The sequence below is a fragment of the Brevundimonas sp. PWP3-1b1 genome (assembly GCF_049896065.1).
GTDB lineage: Bacteria > Pseudomonadota > Alphaproteobacteria > Caulobacterales > Caulobacteraceae > Brevundimonas > Brevundimonas intermedia_B.
Genome location: NZ_JAFCTO010000002.1, coordinates 202,200 through 227,398 on the forward strand (window position 1 = coordinate 202,200; position 25,199 = coordinate 227,398).

Sequence of the window (25,199 nt, forward strand, 5' to 3'; positions counted from 1 at the left end):
AAATCTGTCACGCTGCGAAGATAAGGCCGAGCTTCAACTCAGGAAGCGATCCATGACCAGCCTCATCCTTTCGCGCCGTTCGATACTGGCGGCTTTCGGCGGGGGCCTGGCCCTGTCGAACGGCGGCCCGGCGCTGGCCCAGGCCGTGTTCGACGTGAACCCCTTTCGATTGGGCGTGACGGCCGGCGATCCGCTGCCTGACGGCTTCGTCATCTGGACCCGCCTCGCCCCCGATCCCCTGGCCTATGGATCGGGCATGCCGAACGCCCCCGTGGCGGTGAAGTGGGAGGTCGCGGCCGACCGCGGCTTCAACACCGTTGTCCGCTCCGGCGAGGCCATCGCCCGCCCCGAACTGGGCCACTCCGTCCACGTCGAGGTCGAGGGGTTGGAGCCCGCCCGTCCCTATTTCTATCGCTTCCAGTGCGGCGACGAGCGCAGCGGCGTGGGTCGCGCCAAGACCGCGCCCGTGGTCGGGTCGTCGCTCGACGCGGTGCGGTTCGGCGTCGCCGGCTGCCAGGCCTATGAGAGCGGCTTCTACACCGCCCACCGCAAGATGGCGGAAGAGGATCTGGATTTCGTCTTCTGCTACGGCGACTACATCTACGAAGGGCGCGGCAACCCCGTCTATCAGTCAGGCGCCGGCCCCCAGGACAACACCCGTGTCCACCTGGGCGGCGAGGTTTACAGCCTGGACGACTACCGCCGCCGCTATTCCCAGTACACGGCCGACACCGACCTTCAGGCCTCGCGCGCCTCGGCGGCGTGGTTCTGCACCTATGACGACCACGAGATCGACAACAACTGGGTCGGCGACCGCGACCAGGACGACACCCCGCCTGAGATCTTCGACCTGCGCCGCGCCGCCGCCATGCAGGCCTTCTACGAATTCATGCCGATGCGGAAGTCGGCCTTCCCGCGCGGCGTCGCCATGCAGGCCTATCGCCGCGCCCAGTACGGCGACCTGCTGGACGTCGCCTTCCTCGATACCCGCCAGTTCCGCTCGGATCAGCCGTGCGACGATCGCTTCAACGCCACCTGCGCCGGCATCAATGCGAAAGAGGCTCAGGTTCTGGGCGACGCCCAGGAAGCCTGGCTGCTGACCAACCTCGACCGGTCCAGCGCCCGCTGGAAGGCTCTGGCGCAGCAGGTCATGATGATGGACCTGAACCGCAACACCTCCGGCGGCCAGGGCGTGAACACGGACAGCTGGGCCGGCTATCGCGTGCCGCGCAACCGCCTGCTCGGCCACATTCGCGACCGCCGCATCGACAATGTCGTGGTCCTGACCGGCGACGAGCATCAGAACTACGCTGGCGGCCTGTGGCTGGACGGCAGTCAGCCGGAAGGGTCGCCCATTGCGGTCGAGTTCGTCAGCACCTCGATCAGTTCGGGCGGCGACGGCGTGGACCGCCGGGCCGACTACGATCGGTTCCTGGCCGCCAATCCCCAGCTGAAGTTCCGCAACACCCAGCGCGGCTATCTGGTGTGCGAGGCGACGCCGGAACGTTGGACCACCCACTTCAAGGTGCTGGACAAGGTGTCGACCCGCGACGGCGTCCTGACCACCCGTCAGACCATGGTGGTCGAGGCGGGCTCGAACACGCTGAACCTGGCCTGACGCTCAGAGGACAGGCACGGCCTGGGACAGCCGACCGCCAACGCGGATCGGCTCGACCCGCGTCGCCAGGCCCGTCTTGTCGTCGGTCTCGACGAAGACGCCGCAGATGGTCGCTGGGCCCGATGCGGGCATGTAGCGCCCGCCCGAAATCCGGGTGGTGAAGCGCCGCAGCGGCTCTTCCTTCTCGTTGCCGATCACGCTGTCATAGTCGCAGCAGCCGCCGGCGTCTGTCTGATAGGCCGTGCCGCCTGGCAGGATCTGGCAGTCGGCGGTCGGGACGTGGGTATGGGTGCCGACGACCAGCGAGGCGCGCCCGTCGCAGAAATGCCCCATGGCCATCTTCTCCGAAGTCGCCTCGCAGTGCATGTCCACGATCACGGCGTCGGCCACGGCCCCCAGGGGCGCGGCCGCCAGCTCGCGTTCGACCGCGCCGAACGGATCGTCCATCGGGTCCATATGCACCCGGCCCAGCACGTTCATCACCAGGACGGTGCGCCCCGAATGGGTCTCGAACAGATTGGCCCCGGCGCCCGGCGCATCCATCAGACGCGGATAGTTGGCCGGCCGGATCAGGCGCGGCTCGCGCACGATATAGGTCAGGGCCTCGCGCTGGTCCCAGCTGTGGTTGCCCAGGGTCAGGCAGTCGGCGCCCGCCATGAACAGCTCGCGCGCCGTATTCTCGGTGATGCCGAACCCGCCTGCGGCGTTCTCCGCATTCACCACCACGAAGTCGAGCTTCAGGTCCCGCTTCAGGCCCGGAAGATGGTCGCTGATCCCGTCACGGCCGGACTTGCCGATGACGTCGCCGAAAAATGCCAGTCTCATTCGTGAAAGCCTTGTCCCTGGCCAAGCCAGTTTTCGACCAGCAGGCCCTCGACACGCGAGAACTCCCGGATGTTCGCTGTTACGACCGTGAGGCCAAGGCTGCGCGCCTGGCCGGCCAATAAAGTATCGAGCGGCCCGATTTTCTGGCCGCTCCGTTCCAAGCTCGCGCGGATATCCGATGCGTGGGCTGCGGCTTGTTCGTCGAAGTCCAGAAGGTCCAGACGCGCCCGGAACCTCAGCAGCTCCTCATGCCGCAAGACAGGGTTTTGCGATTTGGCCACACCGACAAGCAGTTCTGTCAGTGTGACGGTGGACATCGATATCCGACCCACCGCCTCGGCGAACTTATCGCGCAAATCCGGCCCGCGCCGACGCAGAACATGGATGCAGATATCTGCATCAAGCAGGTAATCCGTCACCTCAGAACGGCTCGCGTTCCGGCCATTCGCCTTGGGGCTCGCGATCCGGCCAATCGGGGATGCCCGGCCGATCAAAGAAGTCGTCCCACAGGGCATTTAGCGGCACGAGGCGCAGGCTCTTGCCTTCCTTGATGACGCGAAGCTCCTTCACGTCGTCGGGAAATGCGACGGCCTTGGGCAGTCGCACGGCCTGCGAGCGATTGGACTTGAAGACCGTGGCTTTCAGCGGAGGGCTCATGGCGTCGATATCGGCCCGCCGCACGTATATGTCAACGGGATATGCCAAAGTCCGCATAGCCCGCCTCGGTCAGAACGCCATGCAGTCGAATGTCGTGCGGTTCCAGCTCCAGCCGCTCGACCTTCTGGCCGACGTAGGCGAAGCCGATGCGAACCGCGTCGGGGCGGGCGGCGAAGGTGCGGTCGTAGTAGCCCCCGCCCTGCCCCAGGCGCCCGCCATGATCGTCATAGGCCAGCAGGGGCGTCAGGATCAGGTCGGGCGTGACGACCTGCGCCAACGGCAGGGGGGCGGGGCATCCGGCGGCGTCCAGTTCCAGCGGCTCTCCCGGCGACCAGGCCCGAAACTCCATCGGGGCGTCGCGCTGGGTCACCACCGGCAGGCACAGCCGGCGGCCAGCGGCCTCCAGCGCCACAGCCAGGGCGTCTGTATCCAGTTCGGACCCCATGGCGCGGTAAAGGGCCACGATCTCGGCGCGAGGCAGGGCGTCCGCATCATCCGCCGCGCGCGACGCCGCCAGAGGATCGGCCTCGGCCAGCCGCTTGCGAACCGCCCGCGCGGCGGATCGCATCTCATGCTTGTCCTGTATCATTCGGCTACCCCTATCCGACGCGTCAAACAAAGCGAGAGGCACGCGCTCCAGCAGGGGAGCGACCGTGTTGCGAGAGATAGCGCACAAACGTGCTCATGCAGCGAGCCGCCGCGCGGCGAGCGATAGCACAAAAAAGAGAGAAGGTTGGCGGCGCCGCAAGAACCGTGAAGGGCGTTTAAATCCTCTCGAACCTGGGTAGCCAGGTGGGCTCCATATGCCCAGGCCCTCGAGCCCGGACAGGGACAGATCCCTTTGAGTGAATTAAGGTCGCGAGGAAATGTATGCCTTCGACGTGGGCCGCAGCAAGACCCGCCGTCGAGCAAGATAGGCCTTCGCCTCAGCTTGCGCCAGCGCCCACGATCAAATCTTGATCAGATACCTTGGGCGATCTTTTCGATCCGGGCGGCGACGGCGTTCAGCGCCTCGGCGACGCCGTCCGTCGAGGCCGGAGCTGGGGCCAGGGTGGACGGTCCCGCCTTGCCGCCGTTCAGGCGCGCCTCGTGCAGTTCGTCGGCTAGGATCAGGGCGGACATCAGGAACAGCCGCAGGTCCCCGACATGGCCGACGTCCTGGGCCACCTGACGCACCTGGTTGTCGAACTGTTTGGCCAGGATGCGGACCCGCTCTTCCTGCCCGTCGGCGCAACCCACCGCATAGGGCCGCCCGTTGACCTCGACCGTCACCGTCGCCATCAGCCAGCCTCGCTTTCGGCCAACACGCCGCGCACGGCCTCTGCCGCGCGGGCCAGGGCGTCGGAGGCCTCGCGTCCTGCGGCCTCCAGCTCGGCGATGCGCTGATCGCCGGCCCCCGAATCCGAAGAACGGGGCGCGAACAGATCGTCGTCCGCAATGGCGGGCGCCGAGGCGGGGCGCGCCTTCAGCTGCAGGATCTTGCGTTCCAGTTCGGCCAGGGCGCGGTCGATACGCGCCCGTGCGGCCGTGGTGGCGTCTGCCATCGGTCGCTCCTTCAAATTGCGTATAGAACCCGAGGACGCGCCGGGGTAAAGCGGCGCGCCCCCTTTTTCCGCCTTCCCAACAGAGGTCTCCACAGTGACCGACGCCAAAACCGCTCCCAAGGCTACTCCCGAGCAGATGGCCAACGCCATCCGCGTCCTCGCCATGGACGGCGTCGAACAGGCCAAGTCGGGTCACCCCGGCATGCCCATGGGCATGGCCGACGTCGCCACGGTGCTGTTCTCCAGGTTCCTGAAGTTCGACGCGAGCCGCCCCGACTGGGCCGACCGCGACCGCTTCATCCTGTCGGCGGGCCACGGCTCGATGCTGATCTACGCCCTGCTGCACCTGACGGGCTACAAGGCCGCGACCAAGGAAGAACTGTCCAACTTCCGCCAGTGGGGTTCCAAGACCGCAGGCCACCCCGAATACGGTCACATGCCCGGCGTCGAGGTCACGACCGGTCCCCTGGGCCAGGGCCTGGCCACTTCCGTCGGCTTTGCCATGGCCGAGCGTCACCTCGCCGCCAAGTACGGCGACGACCTGGTCGACCACCGCACCTGGGTCGTCGCCGGCGACGGCTGCCTGATGGAAGGCGTCAGCCAGGAAGCCATCGCCCTGGCCGGCCGCTACAAGCTGAACAAGCTCACCGTCCTGTGGGACGACAACGAGATCACCATCGACGGCAAGGTCTCCCTGTCCGACGCCACCGATCAGAAGGCCCGTTTCAAGGCCGCCGGCTGGGCGGTCAAGGCCATCGACGGCCATGATATGAACGCCATCAAGGCCGCTCTGAAATGGGCGACCCGCCAGGGCAAGCCGACCCTGATCGCCTGCAAGACCAAGATCGGCAAGGGCGCCGCCACCATGGAAGGCAGCCACAAGACCCACGGCGCCGCCCTGGGCGCCGCCGAGATCGCCGCCACCCGCCTGGGCCTGGCCTGGGATCACGAACCCTTCGAAATGCCCCAGACCATCGCCGACGCCTGGGCCAAGGTCGGGCGTCGCGGATCGAAGGACCGCAAGAAGTGGGAGGCCCGCCTGGCCGCCTCGGGTCAAGCCGCCGACTTCACCCGCGCCATGAAGGGCGACCTGCCCGAGGGCGCCTTCGACGCCCTGAACGCCAAGATCGCCGAACTGATCGAGACCCAGCCCGCCCAGGCCACGCGTCAGTCCTCGGGCGCCGCCCTGGACCAGGTCTTCGCCTCCATCCCCGAACTGGTCGGCGGCTCGGCCGACCTGACCGGCTCGAACAACACCTTCGTCGCCGGCACCCCGGTCCTGGATGCGCCGTCGTATGAAGGCCGCTACGTCAACTGGGGCATTCGCGAGTTCGGCATGGCCGCCGCCATGAACGGCCTGGCCCTGCACGGCGGGATCATCCCCTATGCCGGCACCTTCATGGTCTTCTCGGACTACAGCCGCCCGGCCATCCGTCTGGGCGCCCTGATGGGGGTCCGCGCCATCCACGTCCTGACCCACGACTCGATCGGCCTGGGCGAGGACGGCCCCACCCACCAGCCGGTCGAACATCTGGCCGCCCTGCGCGCCATCCCCAACCTGCTGGTCTTCCGCCCCGCCGACACGGTCGAGGCCATGGAATGCTGGAAGATCGCGCTGGAGACGAAGACCGCACCCTCGGCCATGGCCCTGTCGCGCCAGAAGACCCCGGCCGTCCGCACCGTCGCCTCGACCGAGAACCTGTCGGCCAAGGGCGCCTATGAGATCAAGGCCGCTTCGGCCGAGGCCAAGGCCACCCTGTTCGGCACCGGCACGGAACTGGCCCTGGCCCTGAGGGCCGCCGAAACCCTGGAAGCCGAAGGCGTCCCGACCCGCGTCGTCTCCGTCCCCTGTTTCGAACTGTTCGAGCAACAGGACGCCGCCTACCGCGCCTCGGTCATCGGCCGCGGCACGATCCGCGTCGCCGTCGAGGCCGCCATCAAGCAAGGCTGGGAAGGCTTCATCGGCGAAGACGGCGCCTTCATCGGCATGACCGGCTTTGGCGCCTCCGCCCCCGCCGAGGTCCTCTACGAGAAGTTCGGCATCACCGCCGACGCCGTCGTCGCCGCGGTCAAGGCGCGGCTGTAAGCCTCAGATCCTCCCCCGCTTGCGGGGGAGGGGGACCGCGCGCAGCGTGGTGGAGGGGGCGGATACAGGCGAGATGTATCCGTGGGCGCTCGGACAATAATGACCACCGCCGGTGCGAGGTCCGCCCCCTCCACCGCTTCGCGGTCCCCCCCCCCGTTGCGCTGCGCTTCACGGGGGAGGATTTCAGGAGCAGACGATGAAACCCGGCGTCCTCGGCCTTCTTCTGACCCTCGCCCTGACGCCGCCCGTCGCCCACGCCCAAACCCCGGCCCCCATCGCCGAAACCCCCATCGTCATCGGCCGCGCCTACGCCCTGACCTCGGCCGTCTATGGCGCGACCCGCGAGATCAACGTCTGGCTCCCCCCCGGCTATGCCGACAGCGGCCGGACCTATCCCGTCCTCTATGTCCTCGACGGCGGCCAGGATCAGGACTTCCACCACATCTCGGGCCTGGCCCAGCTCGGCACCGTCGCCGGCACCACGCGTGATGTGATCGTGGTCGGGATCGCCTCGGTCGATCGCCGCAACGAACTGGCCCTGCCGACCGCCGACGCAGACCTGATCGCCCGCTATCCGACCCAGGGCCATTCGGATCGCTTCCGCCGCTTCGTGTCCGAAGAGGTCCAGCCCTTCATCGAAACCCGCTTCCGCACCAGCGGCGAAACCGCCCTGATGGGCGAGTCCCTGGCCGGCCTGTTCGTGGTCGAGACCTTCCTCAAGGAACCCCAGATGTTCGACGCCTATGTCGCCGTCAGCCCCAGCCTGTGGTGGGACGGCGGGCAGCTGGCGCGTCAGTCCGGCGCCCGTCTGCGCGACCAGTCGAACGACCCCCGCACCCTGATCCTGACCCTGGGCGACGAGGGCCCCGAGATGCAGGCGCCGATGGATGTCCTCACCGCCAATCTGCGCGACCACGCCCTGCCCGGCCTGAGCTGGAGCTTCACCCCCCGCCCGACCGAAAGCCACGCCACCATCTATCACGGCGCGGCCCTGGAAGCCTTCCGCCAGCTCTATGCGGAGCCTGCGAAATGAGCCGTATCGGCGCCGTCAGCCTGCTGGTCCATGACTATGACGCGGCCATCGCCTTCTATGTCGGCAAGCTCGGCTTCGACCTCAGCGAGGACACGGACATGGGCGGCGGCAAACGCTGGGTGCGGGTGACTCCAAAGGGCGGCGAAACCAGCCTGCTGCTCGCCCGCGCCACGACCGACGCCCAGAAGGCCCAGGTCTGAAACCAGGCCGGCGGCCGCGTCTGGCTGTTCCTCGAAACCGACGACCTGATGCGCGACCACGCCGCCTGGCTTGCCGCCGGCGTCCACTTCCGCGAAACCCCGCGACATGAGACCTATGGCAAGGTGGTGGTCTTCGAAGACCTCTACGGCAACGCCTGGGATCTGATCGAACCCGCTACCGGAGCCTGATCCCGATGAAACTCGGCCCCCCCGCTTTCCGACACCGCCGTCCACGTCATGCTGCTGGGCTCGGGCGAACTGGGCAAGGAGGTCGCCATCGAGCTGCAACGGCTCGGCGTCGAGGTGATCGCTGTCGATCGCTATCCCAACGCCCCGGCCATGCAGGTCGCGCACCGCAGCCACGTCATCCCAATGACCGATCCCCAGGTGCTGAACGGCGTCATCCTGGCCGAGGCCCCGCACTTCATCGTGCCCGAGATCGAGGCCATCGCCACCGAGGTCCTGGCCGATATCGAGGCCGCCGGCCTGGCCGTGGTCATCCCCACCGCCCGCGCCGTGCAGCTGACCATGAACCGCGAGGGCATCCGCCGCCTCGCCGCCGAAGAGCTTGGCCTGCCGACCAGCCCCTACGCCTTCGCCGGCTCGGCCGAGGAACTGGCGGCCGGCGCCGAAACCGTCGGCTATCCCGCCTTCGTCAAGCCGGTCATGTCCTCGTCCGGCAAGGGGCAGTCCTTCGTGGAAAGCGCCGATGAAATCGCCGACGCCTGGACCTACGCCCAGGACAGCGGCCGTGTCGCCGGCGCCCGCGTCATCGTCGAGGGCCGCATCGATTTCGATTTCGAGATCACCCTGCTGACCGTCCGCTCGCGCGCCGCCGACGGCTCGACCCGCACGGACTTCTGCGCCCCAATCGGCCACCGCCAGGTCAAGGGCGACTACGTCGAAAGCTGGCAGCCCCAGGCCATGACCCCCGCCGCGCTGGCCGCATCGCAGGACATCGCCGGCAAGGTCACGGACGCCCTGGGCGGCCCAGACAACAAGGGATGGGGCGTCTTCGGCGTCGAACTGTTCGTCAAGGGCGACCAGGTCTGGTTCTCCGAGGTCTCGCCCCGCCCCCACGACACTGGCCTGGTCACCCTGGCCAGCCAGACCATGAGCGAGTTCGCTCTCCACGCCCGCGCCATCCTGGGCTTGCCCGTCGACGTGACCCTGCGCGAACCTGCCGCCAGCGCCGTCATCTACGGCGGCATGGAGGCGCAAGGGATCGCCTTCGAAGGCGTCGCCGAGGCCCTCTCCGTCCCCACCGCCGACCTGCGCCTGTTCGGCAAGCCCGAAGCCTTTGAGCGCCGCCGCATGGGCGTCGCCACCGCGCGCGGCGCCGATGTCGAAGAAGCCCGCGAACGCGCGCGCGAAGCCGCCGGGCGGGTGAAGGTGGTTCGGGGCTGATTTCCCCTCCCACGCCCCCGAAATCGGGGGAAATCGACAACCCAGCGGCGCCTCGCGCCGGGGGATGACGAAAGAAGGGGCCACACCTTCTCCCCCCGCCCCATTCCCGCTAAGCCTGTCGCATGACTTTCGCCCCCCTTCCCGACGCCGGTGCCAACTGGGTCGACCGGCACGCGCCGGAGGGGCTGAAGCCGTGGCTGAAGCTGGGTCGGTTCGACCGGCCCATCGGCATCTGGCTGCTGCTGCTGCCCGGCTGGCAGGGGATCGTCCTGGCGCTGGCCCAGTATCGGCAACCGCCCGGCCTCTATGATCTGTGGCTGTTCGTCGGCTTCGCCATCGGCGCCTGTCTGATGCGGGCGGCGGGCTGCGCCTTCAACGACATCGTCGACCGCGACTTCGACGCCCAGGTCGCCCGCACCGCCCAGCGCCCTATTCCTTCTGGCCGCATCTCGGTGAAACAGGCCTGGGCCTTCGTGGTCGCGTGCAGCCTGATCAGCCTGACGATCCTGCTGACCCTGCCGACCGTCGCCATCCTGCTGGGCGTCGGGTCGCTGGCCCTGGTCGCGGCCTATCCCTTCATGAAGCGGATCACCTGGTGGCCCCAGGCCTGGCTGGGCCTGACCTTCAACTGGGGCGCCCTGATGGGGTTCGCCGCCGCCCTGCCGCTGGCGGCCGCAGCGCTTCTGCTGCCCGCCGACATCGCCGGCGAGTTCCGCCCCTTCCTGTGGTCCCCGAGCAGCGACAGCGGCCATGCCATCGCCTTGGCTTGGCAGGCCTACATTCCCGCCGTCCTGCTATGGATCGGCGGCGTCTTCTGGACCCTGGGCTACGACACAATCTATGCGCTTCAGGACATCGAGGACGACGCCATGATCGGGGTGAAGTCCTCGGCCCGTCGCCTGGCCTCGGCCGTGCGGCCCGGCGTGGCGGTCTTCTATGTCCTGACCGTCGTCATGGCCGCCCTGACCGGCCTCGCCGCCGGCCTGGGTCCGCTGTTCTGGCTCGGGCTAGTCGCCTATGCCGCCCATCTGGCGCGTCAGGTCGCGCGGCTCGACCGCAACGACGGCGCCCTGGCGCTGAAACTGTTCAAGTCCAATCGTGAGGCCGGCTTCGTTCTGCTGGCCGCCATCGCGCTCGGATCCCTGGTTTGATGAAGGAGCCTTTCATGCCTCACCCCGCCCGCCTCCTGTTGCTGTCCGTCGCCGTCGCCGCGACCCTGGCCGCCTGCCAGCGCGCCGAGGACAAGGCCCAGCCCGCCGCCCCCACAGCCGCCGCCCCTGCGCCCGTCGTCTCCAACATCCCCGTCGGCTATGACAGCAAGACCCCCTACGCCACCGTCAAACTGACCCTGCCCCAGGCGGTCAAGACCACGCCCGCCCTGCACGCCGCCCTCTATGCCGACATGGTGCGCGACCTGAAGCAGTTCGAGGAGGGCGCCCAGGCCGATCTCAGCGAAGCAGGCGGCGGCCCCACCCCCTATGAGAAGACCATCGCCTTCGCGCCCGGCGCCGAGACCGGCAAGCTGGTCAGCCTGGCCCGCACCGATTTCGAGTTCACAGGCGGCGCCCACCCCAACACCAGCTTCGCCTCGGTGATCTGGGACAAGACGACCAACAAGCGGCTGGGCTTCGCCGACCTGTTCCGGCCGGGCGCGGATCTGTCGGTGCTGGACAAGGCCCTGTGCGCCGCCGCCAATGCCGCCAAACAGGCCCGCTCGCCGGGGTCCGAGACCGCCACGATGGACGGCAAGATGTGGACCTGCCCCAAGGCCGTCTCCACCCCCTTCGTCCTGACGCCAGGCACGACGCCGGGCAAGGCGGGCGGCGTCACCTTCCTGATGGGACCTTATCAGATCGGCCCCTATTCGGACGGCCCCTACTGGATCGCCCTGCCGCAATCCGCCTTCCGCGCCCTGCTCGCCCCCGCCTACGCCGACCAGTTCGACGGCGCCCCCGCCAAGGCCGGCGACGTGACCCCGAAGAACGGTTGAACCAATCCTCCCCCGCATGCGGGGGAGGGGGACCCCGAAGGGGTGGAGGGGGCGGACGCATCACCGCCCTCCCCGTTTCAGATTCGTGCGCTTTCCGCCCCCTCCAGCCCGCTTCGCGCGGTCCCCCTCCCCCGTTTCGCTACGCTGCTCGGGGGAGGATTTGCATCACTCCGCCAGGAACGCATCCACCAGCTCGGCGAACCGTTCGGGCTGGTCGGCCATGATGAAGTGCCGCGAGCCATCCACCCGGATCAGCGTCACGCCCGGCAGGCTCGAATACTCCCGTCCCCACATCCCGTCGGCCATCGCCGGCGGCAGGCCGCCGTTCGCATCGGCGGCGTACAGCGCCGTCACCGGCGTCGTCATGGCCGCCAGTCCCGGTCGTGCGTCGGTGGTCATCACATCCTTCATCGCAGACGCCATGGCGTGGCGGTCGGTGGCCATCGACCAGGCCACGATCCGCGCCTGTTCCGACGGCGTCCGAGACAGGGTCCGCGCCGTCGCCTCCTGCTGGGTGCGGAAACTCGCCTCATCCGCCCCCAGGATCATGCCCGCCGCCTGATCCGCGAACGGTCGTGCGCTCTCCGCCGTCGCGGTCGGTCCGAACATGGCGCTGTAGAAGGGCAGGGAATCGACCGTCATCACCCGTCCCACCAGACCCGGCTGCTGCTGCGCCAGCAACAGGCCGCTCAACCCGCCCAGCGAATGGCCGATCACCGCCGGTCGAGCCAGACCGGTCTCGCGGATATAGCGCGCCAGTTCCTCGACCTCGGGCTGGACGAAGGCCCCGTCGCCATGCGTCCACGGCTCGCCCGCGAAACCGGCCAGCTGCACCAGATGCACCCGGTGCGTCGCCTTCAGCCGATCCGCCGTCGCACGCCACACCTCGCGCGAGGACGCCAAGCCGGGGATCAGGATCACGTCAGGCCCCGCCCCGACCACCTCGACCGACAGCCGGTCCGAGACGAAGGGCGCGGCGGCAGCCGTCTCGGCCCGCGCTGCAGCGACCGTCGCGCCAGACGCCAGGGCGACGGCCGAGGCCAGGAAAACGGCGCGCAGCATCGGGCGCGCGCCCGAACGGACGTTCATCATCGTCAACTCTCCAATTGTAAGGTTATTCTGACTTTCGGGTCAGGTCGCGTGCGGGTTCTCGAAGATGTCTTCGACCGGCCGTTCGAACACGGCGGCGATGCGGTAGGCCAGATCCAGCGACGGATCGTGCCGCTCGGTCTCCAGGGCGATCACCGCTTGGCGCGACACCCCCAGCGCCTGCCCCATCTGTTCCTGGGTCCAGCCCCGCTCGACCCGCAGAAGCTTCAAACGGTTCTTCATCGGCTGGTCTTGATGAAGGGCGACACGACGCCGTACATCGCCCAGAACAGCGGAACGATCAGCCAGGTCTGCATATGCGGCGCCCCGGCGAAACTCTCGCCAAAGCCCCAGAAGGTCGCCACGGCCATCGCTAGGCCCGCCGCCAAGATGAACTGTTTGGCGGTCACGCCGCGCACGAACTCGTCGCTCTCTCGCATCAGGGCCAGGGTCGCCCAGATCTGACCGATCACCGGCGCCGACAACACCGCCGCCAGCACCCAGGCCGCCGGCGTGCCCATGACCTGATCGAACGCATCCGTCGTCATCATCGATATGCAGATCGCGACATAGGGCACGGAGAACGCCATCGTGCGGATGATGTAGCGTCGGTGCGCGGGGGTTCCGTCTTTCCAGGCAGCAAACATATTGGCTCTCCTTGTGTAAGGACAACCTGACACCACCCGAATGTCATGTCAACCTGACTTTTTGTCAGGCCTGCCCCACATTCCGCGTGAGCTTTTCCGCCATCCTTCGGACCAGTAGGGTGCGGTGATGACTGTCCTCGATCCCGCCGCCTTCATCCACGCCAATACGCGGCTCCAGCCCGTGCCGCATGCGCCGGAGATCTCGTTGTGGCTTGCGGACGAGATCACGCCGATCTGGCGGCTGACGGAGGAGGAACTGGGCGAGATGGGGGTGCCGCCGCCTTTCTGGGCCTTCGCCTGGGCGGGCGGACAGGCGCTCAGCCGCTATGTGCTGGATCACCCGCATGAAGTCGCCGGAAAGCGGGTGCTGGACTTCGCCGCCGGCTCCGGCCTGGTCGGCGTGGCGGCGATGCAGGCCGGCGCGGCCTCGGTCCTGTGCGCCGACATCGATCCCTTCTGCCGGGCGGCGGTGGACGCCAATGCAAGGGCCAACGGCGTGACGCTGGACTTCACCCAGACCAATCTGTTGGACGCCCCGCCGCCGGATGTCGAGGTCATCTGCGCCGGCGACATCTGCTACGAACGCCCGATGACTGACGCGGTCCTGGCCTGGCTGGCCCAGGCCCGCGCCAGGGGAACGCGCGTCCTGATCGGCGATCCGGGACGCACCTACTTCCCGCGCACAGGCCTGGATTTCCTGGCGGAATACCGCGTCCCGACCTCGCGCGAGCTGGAGGACCAGGAGATCAAACGGTCCTCCGTCTGGGCCATGCCTTAGGCCCTACTTACGCAGATTGGCCGTCGTGCCGCCCTTCGGCGAATTCCTCGATCATCTTGGCGTTGAAGGCCGGGATGTCGTCGGGCTTGCGGCTGGTGACCAGGCCCCGATCCACCACCACCTCTTCGTCCACGACGATCGCGCCTGCGTTCTTCAGGTCGGTGCGGATGCTTTCAAACGCCGTCATCGTTCGCCCCTCGACCACGCCCGCCTCGATCAGCAGCCAGGGCGCGTGACAGATGGCGGCGACCGGCTTGCCCGCATCGAAAAAGGCCCGCACGAACTTCACCGCATCCGCATCGGCCCGCAGCAGGTCCGGGTTCGCCACCCCGCCCGGCAGCAGCAGGGCGGAGTATGACGCCGCGTCCACCGCCGCCACCGCCTTGTCCGCCGTCCCCTTGTCGCCCGGCGTCAGATGATCAAAGCCCTGGAAATCGCCGGCCTGCAAAGACACGATCTCGACCACGGCGCCCGCATCCTTCAGCGCCTTCATCGGTTCATTCAGTTCGATCAGCTCGACGCCGTCGGTCGCCAGGATGGCGACGGTCTTGCCGGAAAGGGATTGGGCCATGGGAAGGTCTCCGTTCGAGAATGGGGTTCGGCGCGATGAACCCACAGAAACTCAAAGGGTTGCGGCTCCGCTTGGCGCGAACGGCCTGCGCCCCCACATCCTCTCCATGCGACGCATCCTGACCCTGACGACCCTTCTGGCGACGACCGCGACGCCGGTCCTGGCCCAGACCTATCCCCAGCCCGGACGGCCCTACGGCGCCTATCCGGGCGGCGTCCCGGCGGCCATCGCCGACAAGCATCGCTACGAAAACGACCGCCTGCGCGCTCAGGCCCAGTCCAACGCCGACCAGGCCCGCCAGCAGCAGATCGAGACCCAGCTGCGTCTCCGCAGCATCGAATCGGCGCGCGAACCGGCCGCGCTTCAGGCCCTGCCGCCCCGCCCCCTCTACAGCCCCGAGCAGGAGCGGGCCTTGCGCCAGTCCGCCGCCGAACGCCGCCAGCAGACGGCACAAGGCATGAACCAGATCGACGACTGGCTGGCCCGTCCCCAGTAAAGGTCCAATGAAGCGCGCGACCTGACGCATCCCTTCCCTTGCCCCTGCGTTCCGGCCTAGCTTATCGAGGATCGGGCGGAGAACGACATATGCGTTGGCAGGGCGGACGACAGGGCGGCGGCGGCGTCGAGGATCGGCGCGGCATGGGCGGCGGCGCCATCGCGGGCGGCGGCCTGGGCGTAGGCGTCTTGGCCATCATCGGCTACCTTGTCTTCGGCATCGATCCCTCCACCACGACCCAGTTGGCCAGCCAGTTCGGCGGCGTCGGCGCGGAACAGCAGGGCCAGGTCGGCACGCCCCAGGATCAGGCCGGCCAGTTCGTCGATGTCATCGGCGGCAACATCAACGACGTCTGGGCGCAGAAGCTGAATGGCTATCAACAGCCCAAGGTCGTCATTTACGAACAGGGCACATCGACCGGCTGCGGCTATGGCCAATCCGCCATGGGCCCCTTCTATTGCCCGAGCGACAAGACCGTCTATCTGGACCTCGGCTTCTGGCAGGAGATGGAGACGCAACTCGGGGCCTCCGGCGCCGACTTCGCCCGCGCCTATGTCATCGCCCATGAGTTCGGCCATCACGTCCAGACCCTGACCGGAACCTCCGATCAGGTCCGCCAGGCCCAGCAGCGCGCGCAAGGCGAGGCCGAGGCCAATCAGTATTCCGTGGCGCTGGAGCTTCAGGCCGACTGCTACGCCGGCGTCTGGGCCAAGAACGCCTCGGCCGTCTCCAACGGCCAGGTCGCGCTGGAGCCCGGCGACATCGAGGAGGGCATGAAGACCGCCCAGGCGATCGGCGACGACGCCCTGCAACGGCGCGGCGGCGGACGGGTCTCGCCCGAAAGCTTCACCCACGGCTCCTCGGCCCAGCGGGTCGAATGGCTGCAACGCGGCTATCAGTCGGGCGACCCTGCGTCGTGCGACACCTTCAGCGGCGCCTGATCGCCCCTTTTCCCGACAACGATTGATTGACTGACGATGCATGATCGCGCCGGCCAGACGGCTCGCCCCGAAGACCTGATCGACCTCGACGCCCTGCTCGGCGCCTATGAGGCGGTTCGGCCGGACATGACCGACCCGATGCAGCGGGTGGTGTTCGGCACCTCGGGCCACCGGGGGTCCAGCCTGGACGGCGCCTTCAACGAGGCTCACATCCTGGCGATCGCCCAGGCCGTCGCCGAATACCGCGCGGCCCAGGGCGTCGACGGCCCGCTGTTTCTCGGTCGCGACACCCACGGCCTGTCCGAGCCCGCCTTCCGCACCACGCTGGAAGTCCTGATCGCCAATGGGGTCGAGGTGCTGATCGACGCCCGCGACGGCTTCACCCCCACCCCCGCCGTGTCGCACGCCATCCTGACCCACAACCGCACGAACACGCGCAAATCAGACGGCGTCCTGATCACCCCGTCGCACAATCCGCCCCGCGACGGCGGCATCAAATACAATCCCCCCTCGGGCGGCCCGGCCGGAGGCGAGGCCACCGCCGCCATCGCCGCCCGCGCCAACGCCCTGATCGAGGGCGGCCTGACCGAGGTCCGTCGCGTCCCCTTCGCCCAGGCCCATGCGGCGGCGGGCCGGTTCGACTACCTGTCCGCCTATATCGACGACCTGCCCAGCGTTCTGGATCTGGACGCTATACGCAACGCCGGCGTCCGCATCGGCGCAGATCCGCTGGGCGGCGCGGCCGTCGCCTATTGGGGCGAGATCGCAACGCGCCACCGACTGAACCTGACCGTGGTCAACGACGCCGTCGATCCGCGCTGGGCCTTCATGCCCCTGGACGCCGACGGCAAGATCCGCATGGACTGTTCGTCGCCCTGCGCCATGGCTAATCTGATCGGCATGATGAAGGGCGGCTCGGCCTACGACGTCGCTTTCGGCAACGACGCCGACGCCGATCGCCACGGCATCGTCACCCCCGACGCCGGCCTGATGAACCCCAACCATTTCCTGGCCGCCGCCATCGCCTACTTGTTCGCGAACCGACCCGGCTGGGGCGCGGACGCAGCCGTGGGCAAGACCCTGGTCTCGTCGTCGATGATCGACCGCGTCGTCGCCGGCATGGGCCGCCGCCTGCTGGAAGTCCCCGTCGGCTTCAAGCATTTCGTGCCCGGCCTGCTGGACGGAACCGTCGGCTTCGGCGGCGAGGAATCGGCCGGGGCCTCCTTCCTGCGCCACGACGGCACGGTCTGGACCACCGACAAGGACGGCCTGCTGCTGTGCCTGCTGGCCGCCGAGATCCAGGCCCGCACGGGCCAGAGCGCCAGCCAGCTCTACGCCGGCCTGACCGACCAATACGGCGCGCCCGTCTATGCCCGCGTCGACGCTCCGGCGAATCGCACGCAGAAGGCCCGCCTCGCCGCCCTCAGCCCCTCGGACATCACCGCCACCACCCTGGCCGGGCAACCGATCACCGACATCCTGACCAATGCCCCCGGCAACGGCGAGGCCATCGGCGGCCTCAAGGTCGTCACCGCCGACGCCTGGTTCGCAGCCCGCCCGTCGGGCACCGAGGACGTCTACAAGATCTACGCCGAATCCTTCCTCGGCCCCGACCATCTGGCGACCGTCCAGGCCGAGGCCAAGGCCGTGGTGGCGACGGCGCTGGCGGGCTAGATCAGGCCCTCGACCCACGCCCTCAACGGATTGGCGGGATCGGACAGCAGCTTGATCACCATGCCGATGCAGATCACCACCAGCAGCGGCCGGATCAGCTTGGGTCCGAACCGCATGGCCGCGTGCGATCCCAGCCACCCGCCCAGCACCTGACCCACCGCCATGATCAAGCCGATGGCCCACAGCACATGGCCGCCGATGGCGAACACCACCACGGACACCAGATTGCTGGAGAAGTTCAGCGCCTTGGTATGGGCCGTGGCGCGGGTCAGCCCCATCCCCATCAGGGTCACCAGGGCCAGGGCGAAGAAGGACCCCGCGCCGGGACCGAAGAAGCCGTCATAGAAGCCGATCCCGCCCGCCACGGCGCCAAAGGCGAAGGGTGTCAGACGCGCATGGACATCCTCGTCGCTCGCCTTGGGCCCGACCAGGAAATAGACCGCGATCCCCGCCAGCAGCAGCGGCAGCAGCACCATCAGCCAGGTCGCATCCACGAAACTGACCACCACCGCGCCCAGGGCGGCGCCGATAACCGTGGCGATCAGCGGCCATTTCAGCAGGGCGAAATCGATCCGCCCCTTGCGCCAGAAGGTCCAGGTCGCGGAAGCCGTGCCGAAACTGCCCTGGATCTTGTTGGTGGCGATGGCCGCCACCGGATTGATCCCGACCGCCAGCAGCACGGGCACCGTGATCAGGCCGCCGCCCCCGGCGATGGCGTCCACGAACCCCGCCGCCACGGCTGCGGCGAACAAAAGGGCGATGATTTCCGGGGCGAACTCGATCATGGCGCGGACCTAGGCCGTTCGCCGCCGCCGATCCAGCCCCGATGTCTTCAGCCCCCGACCGTGATCTCCATCGGCCGTTCGACGAACAGGCCCGGCCCGCCCAGGTCCAGCGCCAGACGCCGGTTCTCGAACGCCGCCATGCCCACCAGCGCCTTGGGGAAGCCCGGCACGGCGACGTCGTCGTATATGGCCACCGCCGCCTGGCGATACAGTTCGTCGCCGATCGTCAGGGCGCGGACGATGACCGTCTCCGCCCCCACGACGCCGCCCAGGACGATGCTCTGGCCCTGCGTCCGTTCGCGCCCGTCCAGCAGCCCCGCAGCCTGCGCCGTCTCGCGCGTCACGGCCAGCACCGCCGAGGCGCCGGTGTCGATCACCGCATTGACCGTCGCCCCCTCGACCGTGATCGCCGCCTGCAGCGCCTTGCCCGCGCGGGTCACCGAGATGGGCGCCAGCGACGACGGCGGCGTCCAGCCTTCTCGCGCCAGGAACCTGATCCGATGCTCGGCCGTATCCAGCTCCAGCACCAGTTCGCGCAGCACGTCCTGGCCCAGGATCAGCGCCGCCCCCAGCCCCTGCTCGCTGGCCAACGGTCCCAGCCCCAGGATCGCCGCCCGCAACCCGTCCAGCCGCATCTCACCGATGACGATGTCCAGCGTCGTCCCGCGCCCGACCTGCGCATCGCCGCCGACCCCGTAGGCCACCATCGGAATATTGAAGACGTTCGTCAGCCCCAACGTCTCGACCAGCGACCGGTCGATAACCGAATACTGAGCACCGGAATCGATCAGCGCCCGCACCGGCTTTCCGTTGACCATGACCTCGACTGTCGGCGTCGGTGCGCGCGGCTCGGCATAGGGCAGCCAGCCGGTCGATCCGCCCGCCGCAAAGACGACGGACGGCCCCTTCCACACCACATGGTCGCGCAGCCACCAGGCCCCGCCCACACCACCGGCGACCAGCCCCAGCCGGATCAGAAGATCGCGTCGTCTCATCGCCCAGACATGGACCGTCGCGACGACCGGCGCCAGCGGGGGAATGGTCGCAACGACGTCGCCCCCCTCTCTTTTATTCCGTCATCCTCGCCCTCGTGGCGAGGATCCAGACTCCCGGTCTTCCCGCAGCGTGCTCCACCTTCGCGCACCGGGAGTCTGGATCCCGGGGACAAGCCTTGGGATGACGAACCTGAGCAACGAAGCCAAGGCATGAAATTGTCATCCGCGCCTCCATTGACCGCCCATCGCGCGCCAACCCCGCCACAACTGCGCAAAACCCGACAAATTCATCCCTGACCCGGGCAGAAACCGGATGACGCCGCCGCCTCGTCTGGCTACGACCTCAACCATTATGACGACTTCCAGCGCCCGCTACGTCTCGACCCGAGGCCAATCGCCCGAAACCGATTTCGCCGACGCCCTGCTGCGCGGCATCGCCCCCGACGGCGGCCTCTATATGCCGACCGCATGGCCGAGCCTGTCGCCCGAAACCTGGACCGGCGAGGCCGAGTACAAGTCCATCGCGCTCCAGGCCATCGCCCCCTTCATCGGCGACGCCCTGCCCGCCGGCGCCCTGGACCGCGCACTGGACCGCCTGACCGCCGGCTTCGACCATCCGCTGGTCACGCCCCTGGTCGAGCTGGAGCCCAGCCTGTTCTTGCTGGAGCTGTTTCACGGCCCGACCGCCGCCTTCAAGGACCTGGCGATGCAGCTGGTCGCCAGCCTGACGGACGAGGCCTTAGCCGCGTCTGGCGAGCGCCTGACCATCCTGACCGCCACATCGGGCGACACCGGCGCCGCCGCCGTCCGCGCCTTCGCCGGCGCCAAGTCCGTCGATCTGGTCGTGCTGCACCCGCTGGATCGCGTCTCGCCGGTCCAGCGCAAGCAGATGACGACGGTTCAGGCCGACAACGTCATGAACCTGGCCGTGCGCGGCGATTTCGACGACTGCCAGCGCCTGGTGAAAAGCCTGCTCGCGGACGAATCCTTGCGCCAACGCGGCCGCCTGTCCTCGGTCAATTCGATCAACTGGGCGCGGCTGGCCGGCCAGATCCCCTACTATGTCTCCGCGACGGCCCAGCTGGGCGAGGCGGCCACCTTCGTCGTCCCGACCGGCAACTTCGGCGACGCCTTCGCCGGCATCGCCGCGACGAAAATGGGTCTGCCGTCCAACGGCTTCGTCGCCGCCGTGAACCAGAACGACGCCCTGGCCCGCGCCATCAACGACGGCCTGTATTCGCGCCGCGCGGCGGTCGAGAGCGGCAGCGTCTCGATGGACGTCCAGGCCCCCTCAAACTTCGAACGCCTGGTGTTCGAGGCGACCGGCCGCGACGCAGAGGCCACCCGCGCCGTGTTCGAGACCTTCGCCCGAGACGGCGCCGTCGCCTTCGATCCCGCCCTGCTGGAGCGCTTGCGCGCCCAGGTTTCGGCCGCCTCCATAGACGAGACCGAAACCCGCGCCGAAATCGCCCACGCCTACGAGACCTGGGGCCGCGTCGTCTGCCCGCACACGGCCGTGGCCCTCGCCGCCGCCCGTCGCCAGGACCGCTCCAAAGGCCCCGTCGTCGCCCTGTCCACCGCCCACCCGTCCAAGTTCGGCGCCTTCGTCTCCGACGTCCTGGGCTTCGAACCCGAACCCGCAAACGTCATCGCCGCCCTGGGCGACAAGCCCGAGCGGTTGACGGTGATTGATGGAACGATGGAGGCGGCGGTGAACGCCGTGGCGGCCTTTTCAGGCCGCCACTAAACGCTTCTAGCGACGACCGCCGCGGGTCAGCATGCCCAGCAGCATAAGACCGACGCCGGCGACCGACAGGGTGGTGACCAGCGGGCGCTTGCGGGCTTCGGCGGCGACGGTGCGGGCCTTGTCGCGATAATCGGCGGGCACCTTGTCGACCAGGCGATCGACCGAATCCATCGCCTTGCCGAAGGTTTCCAGCGAGCGGCCCTTGGCGTCGTTATAGGCGCCTTCGACCTGCATCTTCTGATCGCCGACCAGATTGCCGAAAGCCTTTTGGGCCTTGCCTTGAGCTTGCGAGGCGGCGCCGTTGATTTGTTCGTCGGTCATGGTGTCATCCTTGGGGAGAGAGCGGCGATCTCGCCGTTGCTGCATCAAAAGCCCGGTGACGCTTTCGGTTCCAGCGACCTGCCGACGCAGGCAGCGCGATCCTTTCCCTCCCCGTTCGGGGAGGGTGGTCGCGCAGCGACCGGGTGGGGGCGGCCCGGCAGGGACGCAGCTGCTGGATCGGCGACGGATCTGTGGAAGGTCACTCTGCCGCCCCCACCCGACCTCGCCTGCGGCTCGGCCACCCTCCCCGAACGGGGAGGGAAAGGAACGTCGCATCCCTCCCATTTCTGCAAGCGAGGCGTCGTGATTTCAATCACCTACCGACCGACAGCGGCAATCGACCATCCAGCCCCAAAACCGTGAGACACTGCCCCTCCGGTCTTTGACATCGCCACCCACCCAATTGCACTGTCTTGCACATTGCACGCGTTTACCCGGTGCAGTGCAATTTCCAGATTGAGACAAAGTGCACACTTTGCACCCTGTTTTTTCGCCCGTCTGCAAATGACGAAGTGCACACATTGCACTGTGTTTTTTGCCCGTCTCAGACCGGCTCCACCGCCCGCCAGTGATCCATTCGCCGCAGGAAGACCGCCGGATTCTTGGGCGTCACCAGGTTGGCCGGGTCGTGGAAGATCCGGTCGTGCAGCCGCGTCACCGTGAACCGCAACGCCGCCGCCTCGCCCAGACGCGGCAGGGCCTCACGTTCCGCCGCAGTCAACGGCCGCACGGTCTCATAGCCGCGCTGGAACGCCGCCAGAGCCTCGGGGATCGCCCGCCCCTCGGCGTCGAACCCCCAGGCCGACAGGGCGATGGCCAAATCATAGGCGAAGGCGCCGGTGCAGCCGAAATAGAAGTCGATAACCGCCGAAACCGCCCCATCTTCGAACAGGATATTGTCGGGGAAATAGTCGGCATGAATCGCCCCGCCGGGCAGATCATCCGTAAACGGATCGCCCAGCCGCGCCAGCGCCGCCTCGACCCGGTCCAGCAGCAACCGATCCTCGCCCGACGCTCCGGCTGCACACCGATCCGCCAGCCTGCGCCACATGGCCGGCCCGACCGGGTTGTCGCGCCCCAGTTCGAAACCGGCCGCCATCAGATGCAGCCGCGCCAGCACCGCCCCCGCCGCCGCCTGATCGGCTGCCGACGGCGAGCGCAGCCAGGCGCCGGTCTTCCATTCGATCACCGCCGCCGCCCGGCCGTTCAGCCGCCCCAGCCAGTCGCCCGCCCGGTTCTCGATGGGCGTGGGACAAGCGAAGCCTTGCGAAGCCAGATGCCCCGTCAGCCCCAGGCAGAAGGGCAGCGACGCCTCGTCCGTCCGCCCCTCGAACAGGGTCAGGACGAAGCGCCCCTGCGTGGTGTCCAGCCGATAGTTGGTGTTCTCCACCCCCTCGGCGATGGCCGTCAGTTCGACCACCTCGCCGATGTCGTATGCGGACAGGAACCCACTGGCATGGGTCAGGGAAACGGGGGTGAAGACGGCCATGAGCTTAGTTTAGGCCCGCATCGGCGCGGCGCGCACGCACGATCTCGGCCAGGTCCGCCATGATGCTCTCGGTCGTGGCCCAGCGCCCGGCGCCCCGGCCCCGGCAGCGCCACACTCGACCGTCCGCGCCGTAGACCTTCAGGGCATTGCCCTCGCCGCGCAGGTTGGAGAACAGCGGATCGCCGTGGTCGGCGTTCAGCGACACCGAGGGGCTGATGACCCCATCCTTCAGGTGGGCGGCGCCGATCTGGCGCACCCCGCCCTCGGCCGAGGTGGCCTCGGTCAGGTGGTCGCGCGGCACATCGCCGTCGGGCGAGCGGCCGAACGCCTCGTGGCACAGCAGCCGCACCTTGGCCGCCGCATCCAGACCCTCCAGGTCCGACGACGGATCCTCTTCCGCAAAGCCCGCCGCCCGCGCGTCGGCCAGGGCCTCGTTGAAGGCCGCGCCGTCGCCCAGCCGCTCCAGCATGAAGTTGACCGTGCCGTTCAGCACCGCCTCGAACCCGACCACCTCGCCGGCCGCGCGCGCGGCCCGCACCGTCTCGATCATCGGCGATCCGCCCCCGACAGAGGCCGACCAGAAGATGCGTCGGCCGTGCGCTTGGGCCAACGCCTGCAGCCCGCCCGGATCGCGAGCGACCGCCTGTTTGTTGGCGCTGGCCACGTCGCAGCCGGCCTCAAGGGCGGCGCGGATCACCGCATGACCCGCCTCGCCTTCCGACAGGGCCTCCAGCACGATGTCGGGCTTCTTCGCCCAAAGATCGTCGGCGTTCGCGGTGAACAGCGAGGCCGGACAGGCCACGTCGCGCGCCTTCTTCGGATCGCGCACCAGCACCCCGACCACGTCGTAGCGGGGATCGCTTAGCAACCGCCCCAGCACCCCGCCGCCGACCACGCCGCACCCGGCGACCGCCACCTTCAGCGGCGGCAGGGCGGGGGCCGGGCCCGGAGGCGCCGACTTGTCGCCGATGACCGTGCCGTCGGCCCGGTCCAGCGCCGCCACCTCGATCTCGACCCCCCGGCTTTCGCCCAGGTCGATGGCGTCGTGCTGAACCAGCGCCCCGCCCAGCTTGCGCGCCACATCCCACGACGCACGGCGATAGCGCAGGGCCGGGGCCGTATTGTCGTTGGGATCGTGGTCGTAAAGGCCGTCCACATCCTTGACCAACCGCACTCGTTTCAGCCCCAGTTCGGCCGCCAGGAAGACCGCTGTCAGGTCCGATCCGCCCCGCCCCAGCAGGGCCACCTTGCCGTCGGGCCGCACCGCGCCGAAGCCGGGCACCACCACCACCTCATGCCGGTCCAGCGCCTGTTTCAGCTGGTCGGGCCGCAGGCCGCAGGGGCGCGAATGCTCCGGCTCGCCCTCAGCGACGATGCCCAGTTCGCGCACAGACAGAGCGCAGGCGTCCAGGCCGATCCGGTCGCAGGCGATGGCCACCAGGGCCGCCGACTTCTCCTCGCCCAGGGCCACATAGCCGGGCAGCAGGTCGTTGGAATGGGCCAGGCCCAGGGCCCGCGCCTCGCCCAGCAGCCGGTCCGTCGCCCCGCCGAAGGCCGAGACCACCGCCACCACCTTCCGTCCCGCCCGCACATGGCCATAGACGGCCGAGGCGACCAGCGGCGCCTCCGCCGGGCTGCGCAGGATGGACGAGCCGAACTTCAACACCACCACCTCAGGGGCGAGCTGACTGCTGGGATCGAGGCTCTCGGATTTCTCTACGACGGCGAGTGAGGCGGACATCAGGGGTTCTCGGAAAAATCGGGATGGGGTGGGGTGAAATAGAAAAACCCCGCCAGGCGGACCGGGCGGGGTTCGGGTTCTGCGGTTGCCGGGGTTCGGCGCGCTAAACTCGTCCCGCCCGTAAGGGCATGGTGGTGGTGGTGCCGGTCGTGCCAATAATCATGCCGAAACGCGTCGCGGCGAGGCCGGCGACGGTGGAAAGTTCGGCGATGAGCGAGCGCTGTTGCACAGGGCAGGTCCGGTTGAAATCTGAGCCTAGGGTGATCGGACCACCCCCATCCTGTCAAGCGACGATGGATGATTTTTTCGCAACAGGCCGATTTTTGCTCATTTCACACCCAGCCGCACCAGCCAACAGCCGCTAATGGCATGAATTTTCCGCTTGACCGGCGCCGCCTGTTTGATCAACGTAAAGTCACTCATCAAGACCAGCCGAGGGATTAGGCCCTTTGACGCTGGGGCAACCATCGGGTCTCACAGCTCGAAACGGTGCCAACTCCTGCGAGATCCTTCGGGATCGCGAGAGATGAGTGGAGCATCGGCGAGACGACGCTCCACGATCTGT

General features: G+C 68.3%; 25 protein-coding genes, 1 other RNA gene, 2 pseudogenes and 1 riboswitch. Of the genes and pseudogenes, 12 read left to right on the forward strand and 16 right to left on the reverse strand.

The genetic code is table 11. From position 1 onward, the window contains the following. Positions 1-52: 52 nt before the first annotated feature. Positions 53-1,618 carry an alkaline phosphatase D family protein gene (locus ACP69V_RS12805; protein WP_426024223.1) on the forward strand — a complete coding sequence of 522 codons (1,566 nt, stop codon included), beginning with the start codon at positions 53-55 and terminating at the stop codon, positions 1,616-1,618. Positions 1,619-1,621: 3 nt separating this feature from the next. Here ACP69V_RS12805 and ACP69V_RS12810 read toward each other — a convergent pair whose 3' ends face one another. The 7 genes from ACP69V_RS12810 to ACP69V_RS12840 all read right to left on the reverse strand — a co-directional run bounded on the left by ACP69V_RS12810 (position 1,622) and on the right by ACP69V_RS12840 (position 4,644). Next, entirely contained in the window at positions 1,622-2,443 is an 822-nt protein-coding gene (locus ACP69V_RS12810; protein WP_426024224.1) for a TIGR00282 family metallophosphoesterase, read from the reverse strand. Further along, complete coding sequence (locus ACP69V_RS12815) at positions 2,440-2,862, reverse strand: type II toxin-antitoxin system VapC family toxin (RefSeq protein WP_426024225.1); 423 nt, start codon at positions 2,860-2,862, stop codon at positions 2,440-2,442. The genes ACP69V_RS12810 and ACP69V_RS12815 overlap by 4 nt, the downstream gene beginning before the upstream one ends. 1 nt (position 2,863) lies before the next feature. Next, entirely contained in the window at positions 2,864-3,124 is a 261-nt protein-coding gene (gene vapB / locus ACP69V_RS12820; protein ID WP_426024226.1) for a type II toxin-antitoxin system VapB family antitoxin, read from the reverse strand. A gap of 7 nt (positions 3,125-3,131) precedes the next feature. Continuing rightward, a complete protein-coding gene (locus tag ACP69V_RS12825; RefSeq protein ID WP_426024227.1) occupies positions 3,132-3,689 on the reverse strand; it encodes a 5-formyltetrahydrofolate cyclo-ligase in 558 nt (185 codons plus the stop codon). 146 nt (positions 3,690-3,835) lie between these two features. Next, positions 3,836-3,998: non-coding RNA, 6S RNA (gene ssrS / locus ACP69V_RS12830), on the reverse strand. A gap of 62 nt (positions 3,999-4,060) precedes the next feature. Beyond that, positions 4,061-4,381 (reverse strand): cell division protein ZapA, encoded by a 321-nt coding sequence (locus ACP69V_RS12835; protein WP_135194907.1) that lies wholly within the window; start codon positions 4,379-4,381, stop codon positions 4,061-4,063. Next, on the reverse strand, positions 4,381-4,644 hold the full coding sequence (locus tag ACP69V_RS12840) for a hypothetical protein (RefSeq protein ID WP_426024228.1): 264 nt from the start codon (positions 4,642-4,644) through the stop codon (positions 4,381-4,383). Before ACP69V_RS12840 ends, ACP69V_RS12835 begins: the two co-directional genes overlap by 1 nt. A 94-nt stretch (positions 4,645-4,738) precedes the next feature. Between ACP69V_RS12840 and tkt the strand changes: the two genes are divergently transcribed. The 6 genes and pseudogenes from tkt (at position 4,739) to ACP69V_RS12870 (ending at position 11,360) form a co-directional block, all read left to right on the forward strand. Beyond that, complete coding sequence (gene tkt, locus ACP69V_RS12845; RefSeq protein ID WP_426024229.1) at positions 4,739-6,730, forward strand: transketolase; 1,992 nt, start codon at positions 4,739-4,741, stop codon at positions 6,728-6,730. A gap of 196 nt (positions 6,731-6,926) precedes the next feature. Then, positions 6,927-7,763: an alpha/beta hydrolase gene (locus ACP69V_RS12850; RefSeq protein ID WP_426024230.1), complete on the forward strand. Its 837-nt coding sequence runs from the start codon at positions 6,927-6,929 to the stop codon at positions 7,761-7,763. Next, positions 7,760-8,152 (forward strand): annotated as a pseudogene (locus ACP69V_RS12855) (VOC family protein). The gene ACP69V_RS12850 and the pseudogene ACP69V_RS12855 overlap by 4 nt, the downstream one beginning before the upstream one ends. A 33-nt stretch (positions 8,153-8,185) precedes the next feature. Further along, positions 8,186-9,370 (forward strand): annotated as a pseudogene (gene purT / locus ACP69V_RS12860) (formate-dependent phosphoribosylglycinamide formyltransferase); the annotation flags it as partial. Positions 9,371-9,492: 122 nt separating this feature from the next. Next, positions 9,493-10,521: a UbiA family prenyltransferase gene (locus ACP69V_RS12865; RefSeq protein WP_426024231.1), complete on the forward strand. Its 1,029-nt coding sequence runs from the start codon at positions 9,493-9,495 to the stop codon at positions 10,519-10,521. A gap of 14 nt (positions 10,522-10,535) precedes the next feature. Further along, positions 10,536-11,360, forward strand: coding sequence for a DUF3298 and DUF4163 domain-containing protein (locus ACP69V_RS12870; RefSeq protein WP_426024232.1), 825 nt, complete (start codon positions 10,536-10,538; stop codon positions 11,358-11,360). Positions 11,361-11,525: 165 nt separating this feature from the next. On the opposite strand, the gene ACP69V_RS12875 is transcribed toward ACP69V_RS12870, so the two are convergent. From ACP69V_RS12875 to ACP69V_RS12885, 3 genes are read right to left on the reverse strand one after another with little or no spacing between them, the layout of a single operon-like run. Next, a complete protein-coding gene (locus ACP69V_RS12875; protein ID WP_426024233.1) occupies positions 11,526-12,452 on the reverse strand; it encodes an alpha/beta fold hydrolase in 927 nt (308 codons plus the stop codon). 39 nt (positions 12,453-12,491) lie between these two features. After that, complete coding sequence (locus ACP69V_RS12880) at positions 12,492-12,692, reverse strand: helix-turn-helix transcriptional regulator (RefSeq protein WP_426024234.1); 201 nt, start codon at positions 12,690-12,692, stop codon at positions 12,492-12,494. Further along, positions 12,689-13,096, reverse strand: a complete 408-nt coding sequence (locus ACP69V_RS12885) for a hypothetical protein (RefSeq protein WP_426024235.1) — start codon at positions 13,094-13,096, stop codon at positions 12,689-12,691. Before ACP69V_RS12885 ends, ACP69V_RS12880 begins: the two co-directional genes overlap by 4 nt. Positions 13,097-13,223: 127 nt before the next feature. On the opposite strand from ACP69V_RS12885, the gene ACP69V_RS12890 reads away from it, so the two are divergent. Continuing rightward, positions 13,224-13,874 (forward strand): class I SAM-dependent methyltransferase, encoded by a 651-nt coding sequence (locus tag ACP69V_RS12890; protein ID WP_426024236.1) that lies wholly within the window; start codon positions 13,224-13,226, stop codon positions 13,872-13,874. 7 nt (positions 13,875-13,881) lie between these two features. Here the strand turns inward: ACP69V_RS12890 and ACP69V_RS12895 are convergent, their stop codons facing one another. Then, positions 13,882-14,445: a type 1 glutamine amidotransferase domain-containing protein gene (locus ACP69V_RS12895; protein ID WP_426024237.1), complete on the reverse strand. Its 564-nt coding sequence runs from the start codon at positions 14,443-14,445 to the stop codon at positions 13,882-13,884. Between the two features lie 106 nt (positions 14,446-14,551). On the opposite strand from ACP69V_RS12895, the gene ACP69V_RS12900 reads away from it, so the two are divergent. The 3 genes from ACP69V_RS12900 (at position 14,552) to pgm (ending at position 17,556) form a co-directional block, all read left to right on the forward strand. Then, positions 14,552-14,941, forward strand: coding sequence for a hypothetical protein (locus tag ACP69V_RS12900; RefSeq protein ID WP_426024238.1), 390 nt, complete (start codon positions 14,552-14,554; stop codon positions 14,939-14,941). 89 nt (positions 14,942-15,030) lie between these two features. After that, positions 15,031-15,882: a KPN_02809 family neutral zinc metallopeptidase gene (gene ypfJ, locus ACP69V_RS12905; protein WP_426024239.1), complete on the forward strand. Its 852-nt coding sequence runs from the start codon at positions 15,031-15,033 to the stop codon at positions 15,880-15,882. Positions 15,883-15,918: 36 nt separating this feature from the next. After that, positions 15,919-17,556 carry a phosphoglucomutase (alpha-D-glucose-1,6-bisphosphate-dependent) gene (gene pgm, locus ACP69V_RS12910; RefSeq protein ID WP_426024240.1) on the forward strand — a complete coding sequence of 546 codons (1,638 nt, stop codon included), beginning with the start codon at positions 15,919-15,921 and terminating at the stop codon, positions 17,554-17,556. Here pgm and ACP69V_RS12915 read toward each other — a convergent pair. Beyond that, positions 17,553-18,341 carry a TSUP family transporter gene (locus ACP69V_RS12915; RefSeq protein ID WP_426024241.1) on the reverse strand — a complete coding sequence of 263 codons (789 nt, stop codon included), beginning with the start codon at positions 18,339-18,341 and terminating at the stop codon, positions 17,553-17,555. The two genes, pgm and ACP69V_RS12915, sit on opposite strands and share 4 nt — an antisense overlap. Positions 18,342-18,388: 47 nt before the next feature. Next, positions 18,389-19,336 carry a retropepsin-like aspartic protease gene (locus ACP69V_RS12920; RefSeq protein ID WP_426024242.1) on the reverse strand — a complete coding sequence of 316 codons (948 nt, stop codon included), beginning with the start codon at positions 19,334-19,336 and terminating at the stop codon, positions 18,389-18,391. A gap of 352 nt (positions 19,337-19,688) precedes the next feature. Between ACP69V_RS12920 and thrC the strand changes: the two genes are divergently transcribed. After that, positions 19,689-21,083 carry a threonine synthase gene (gene thrC, locus ACP69V_RS12925; RefSeq protein WP_426024243.1) on the forward strand — a complete coding sequence of 465 codons (1,395 nt, stop codon included), beginning with the start codon at positions 19,689-19,691 and terminating at the stop codon, positions 21,081-21,083. Between the two features lie 6 nt (positions 21,084-21,089). Here the strand turns inward: thrC and ACP69V_RS12930 are convergent, their stop codons facing one another. From ACP69V_RS12930 to ACP69V_RS12940, 3 genes are all read right to left on the reverse strand, one after another. Next, positions 21,090-21,404 (reverse strand): CsbD family protein, encoded by a 315-nt coding sequence (locus ACP69V_RS12930; RefSeq protein ID WP_135194776.1) that lies wholly within the window; start codon positions 21,402-21,404, stop codon positions 21,090-21,092. Positions 21,405-21,948: 544 nt separating this feature from the next. Further along, the gene (gene thrB / locus ACP69V_RS12935; protein ID WP_426024244.1) at positions 21,949-22,893 is read right to left on the reverse strand and encodes a homoserine kinase; all 945 of its coding nucleotides are present in this window, start codon (positions 22,891-22,893) and stop codon (positions 21,949-21,951) included. 4 nt (positions 22,894-22,897) lie between these two features. Further along, the gene (locus ACP69V_RS12940) at positions 22,898-24,634 is read right to left on the reverse strand and encodes a homoserine dehydrogenase (protein ID WP_426024245.1); all 1,737 of its coding nucleotides are present in this window, start codon (positions 24,632-24,634) and stop codon (positions 22,898-22,900) included. Positions 24,635-25,050: 416 nt separating this feature from the next. Then, a riboswitch (SAM riboswitch) is annotated at positions 25,051-25,167 on the forward strand. The last annotated feature ends 32 nt before the right edge of the window (positions 25,168-25,199 follow it).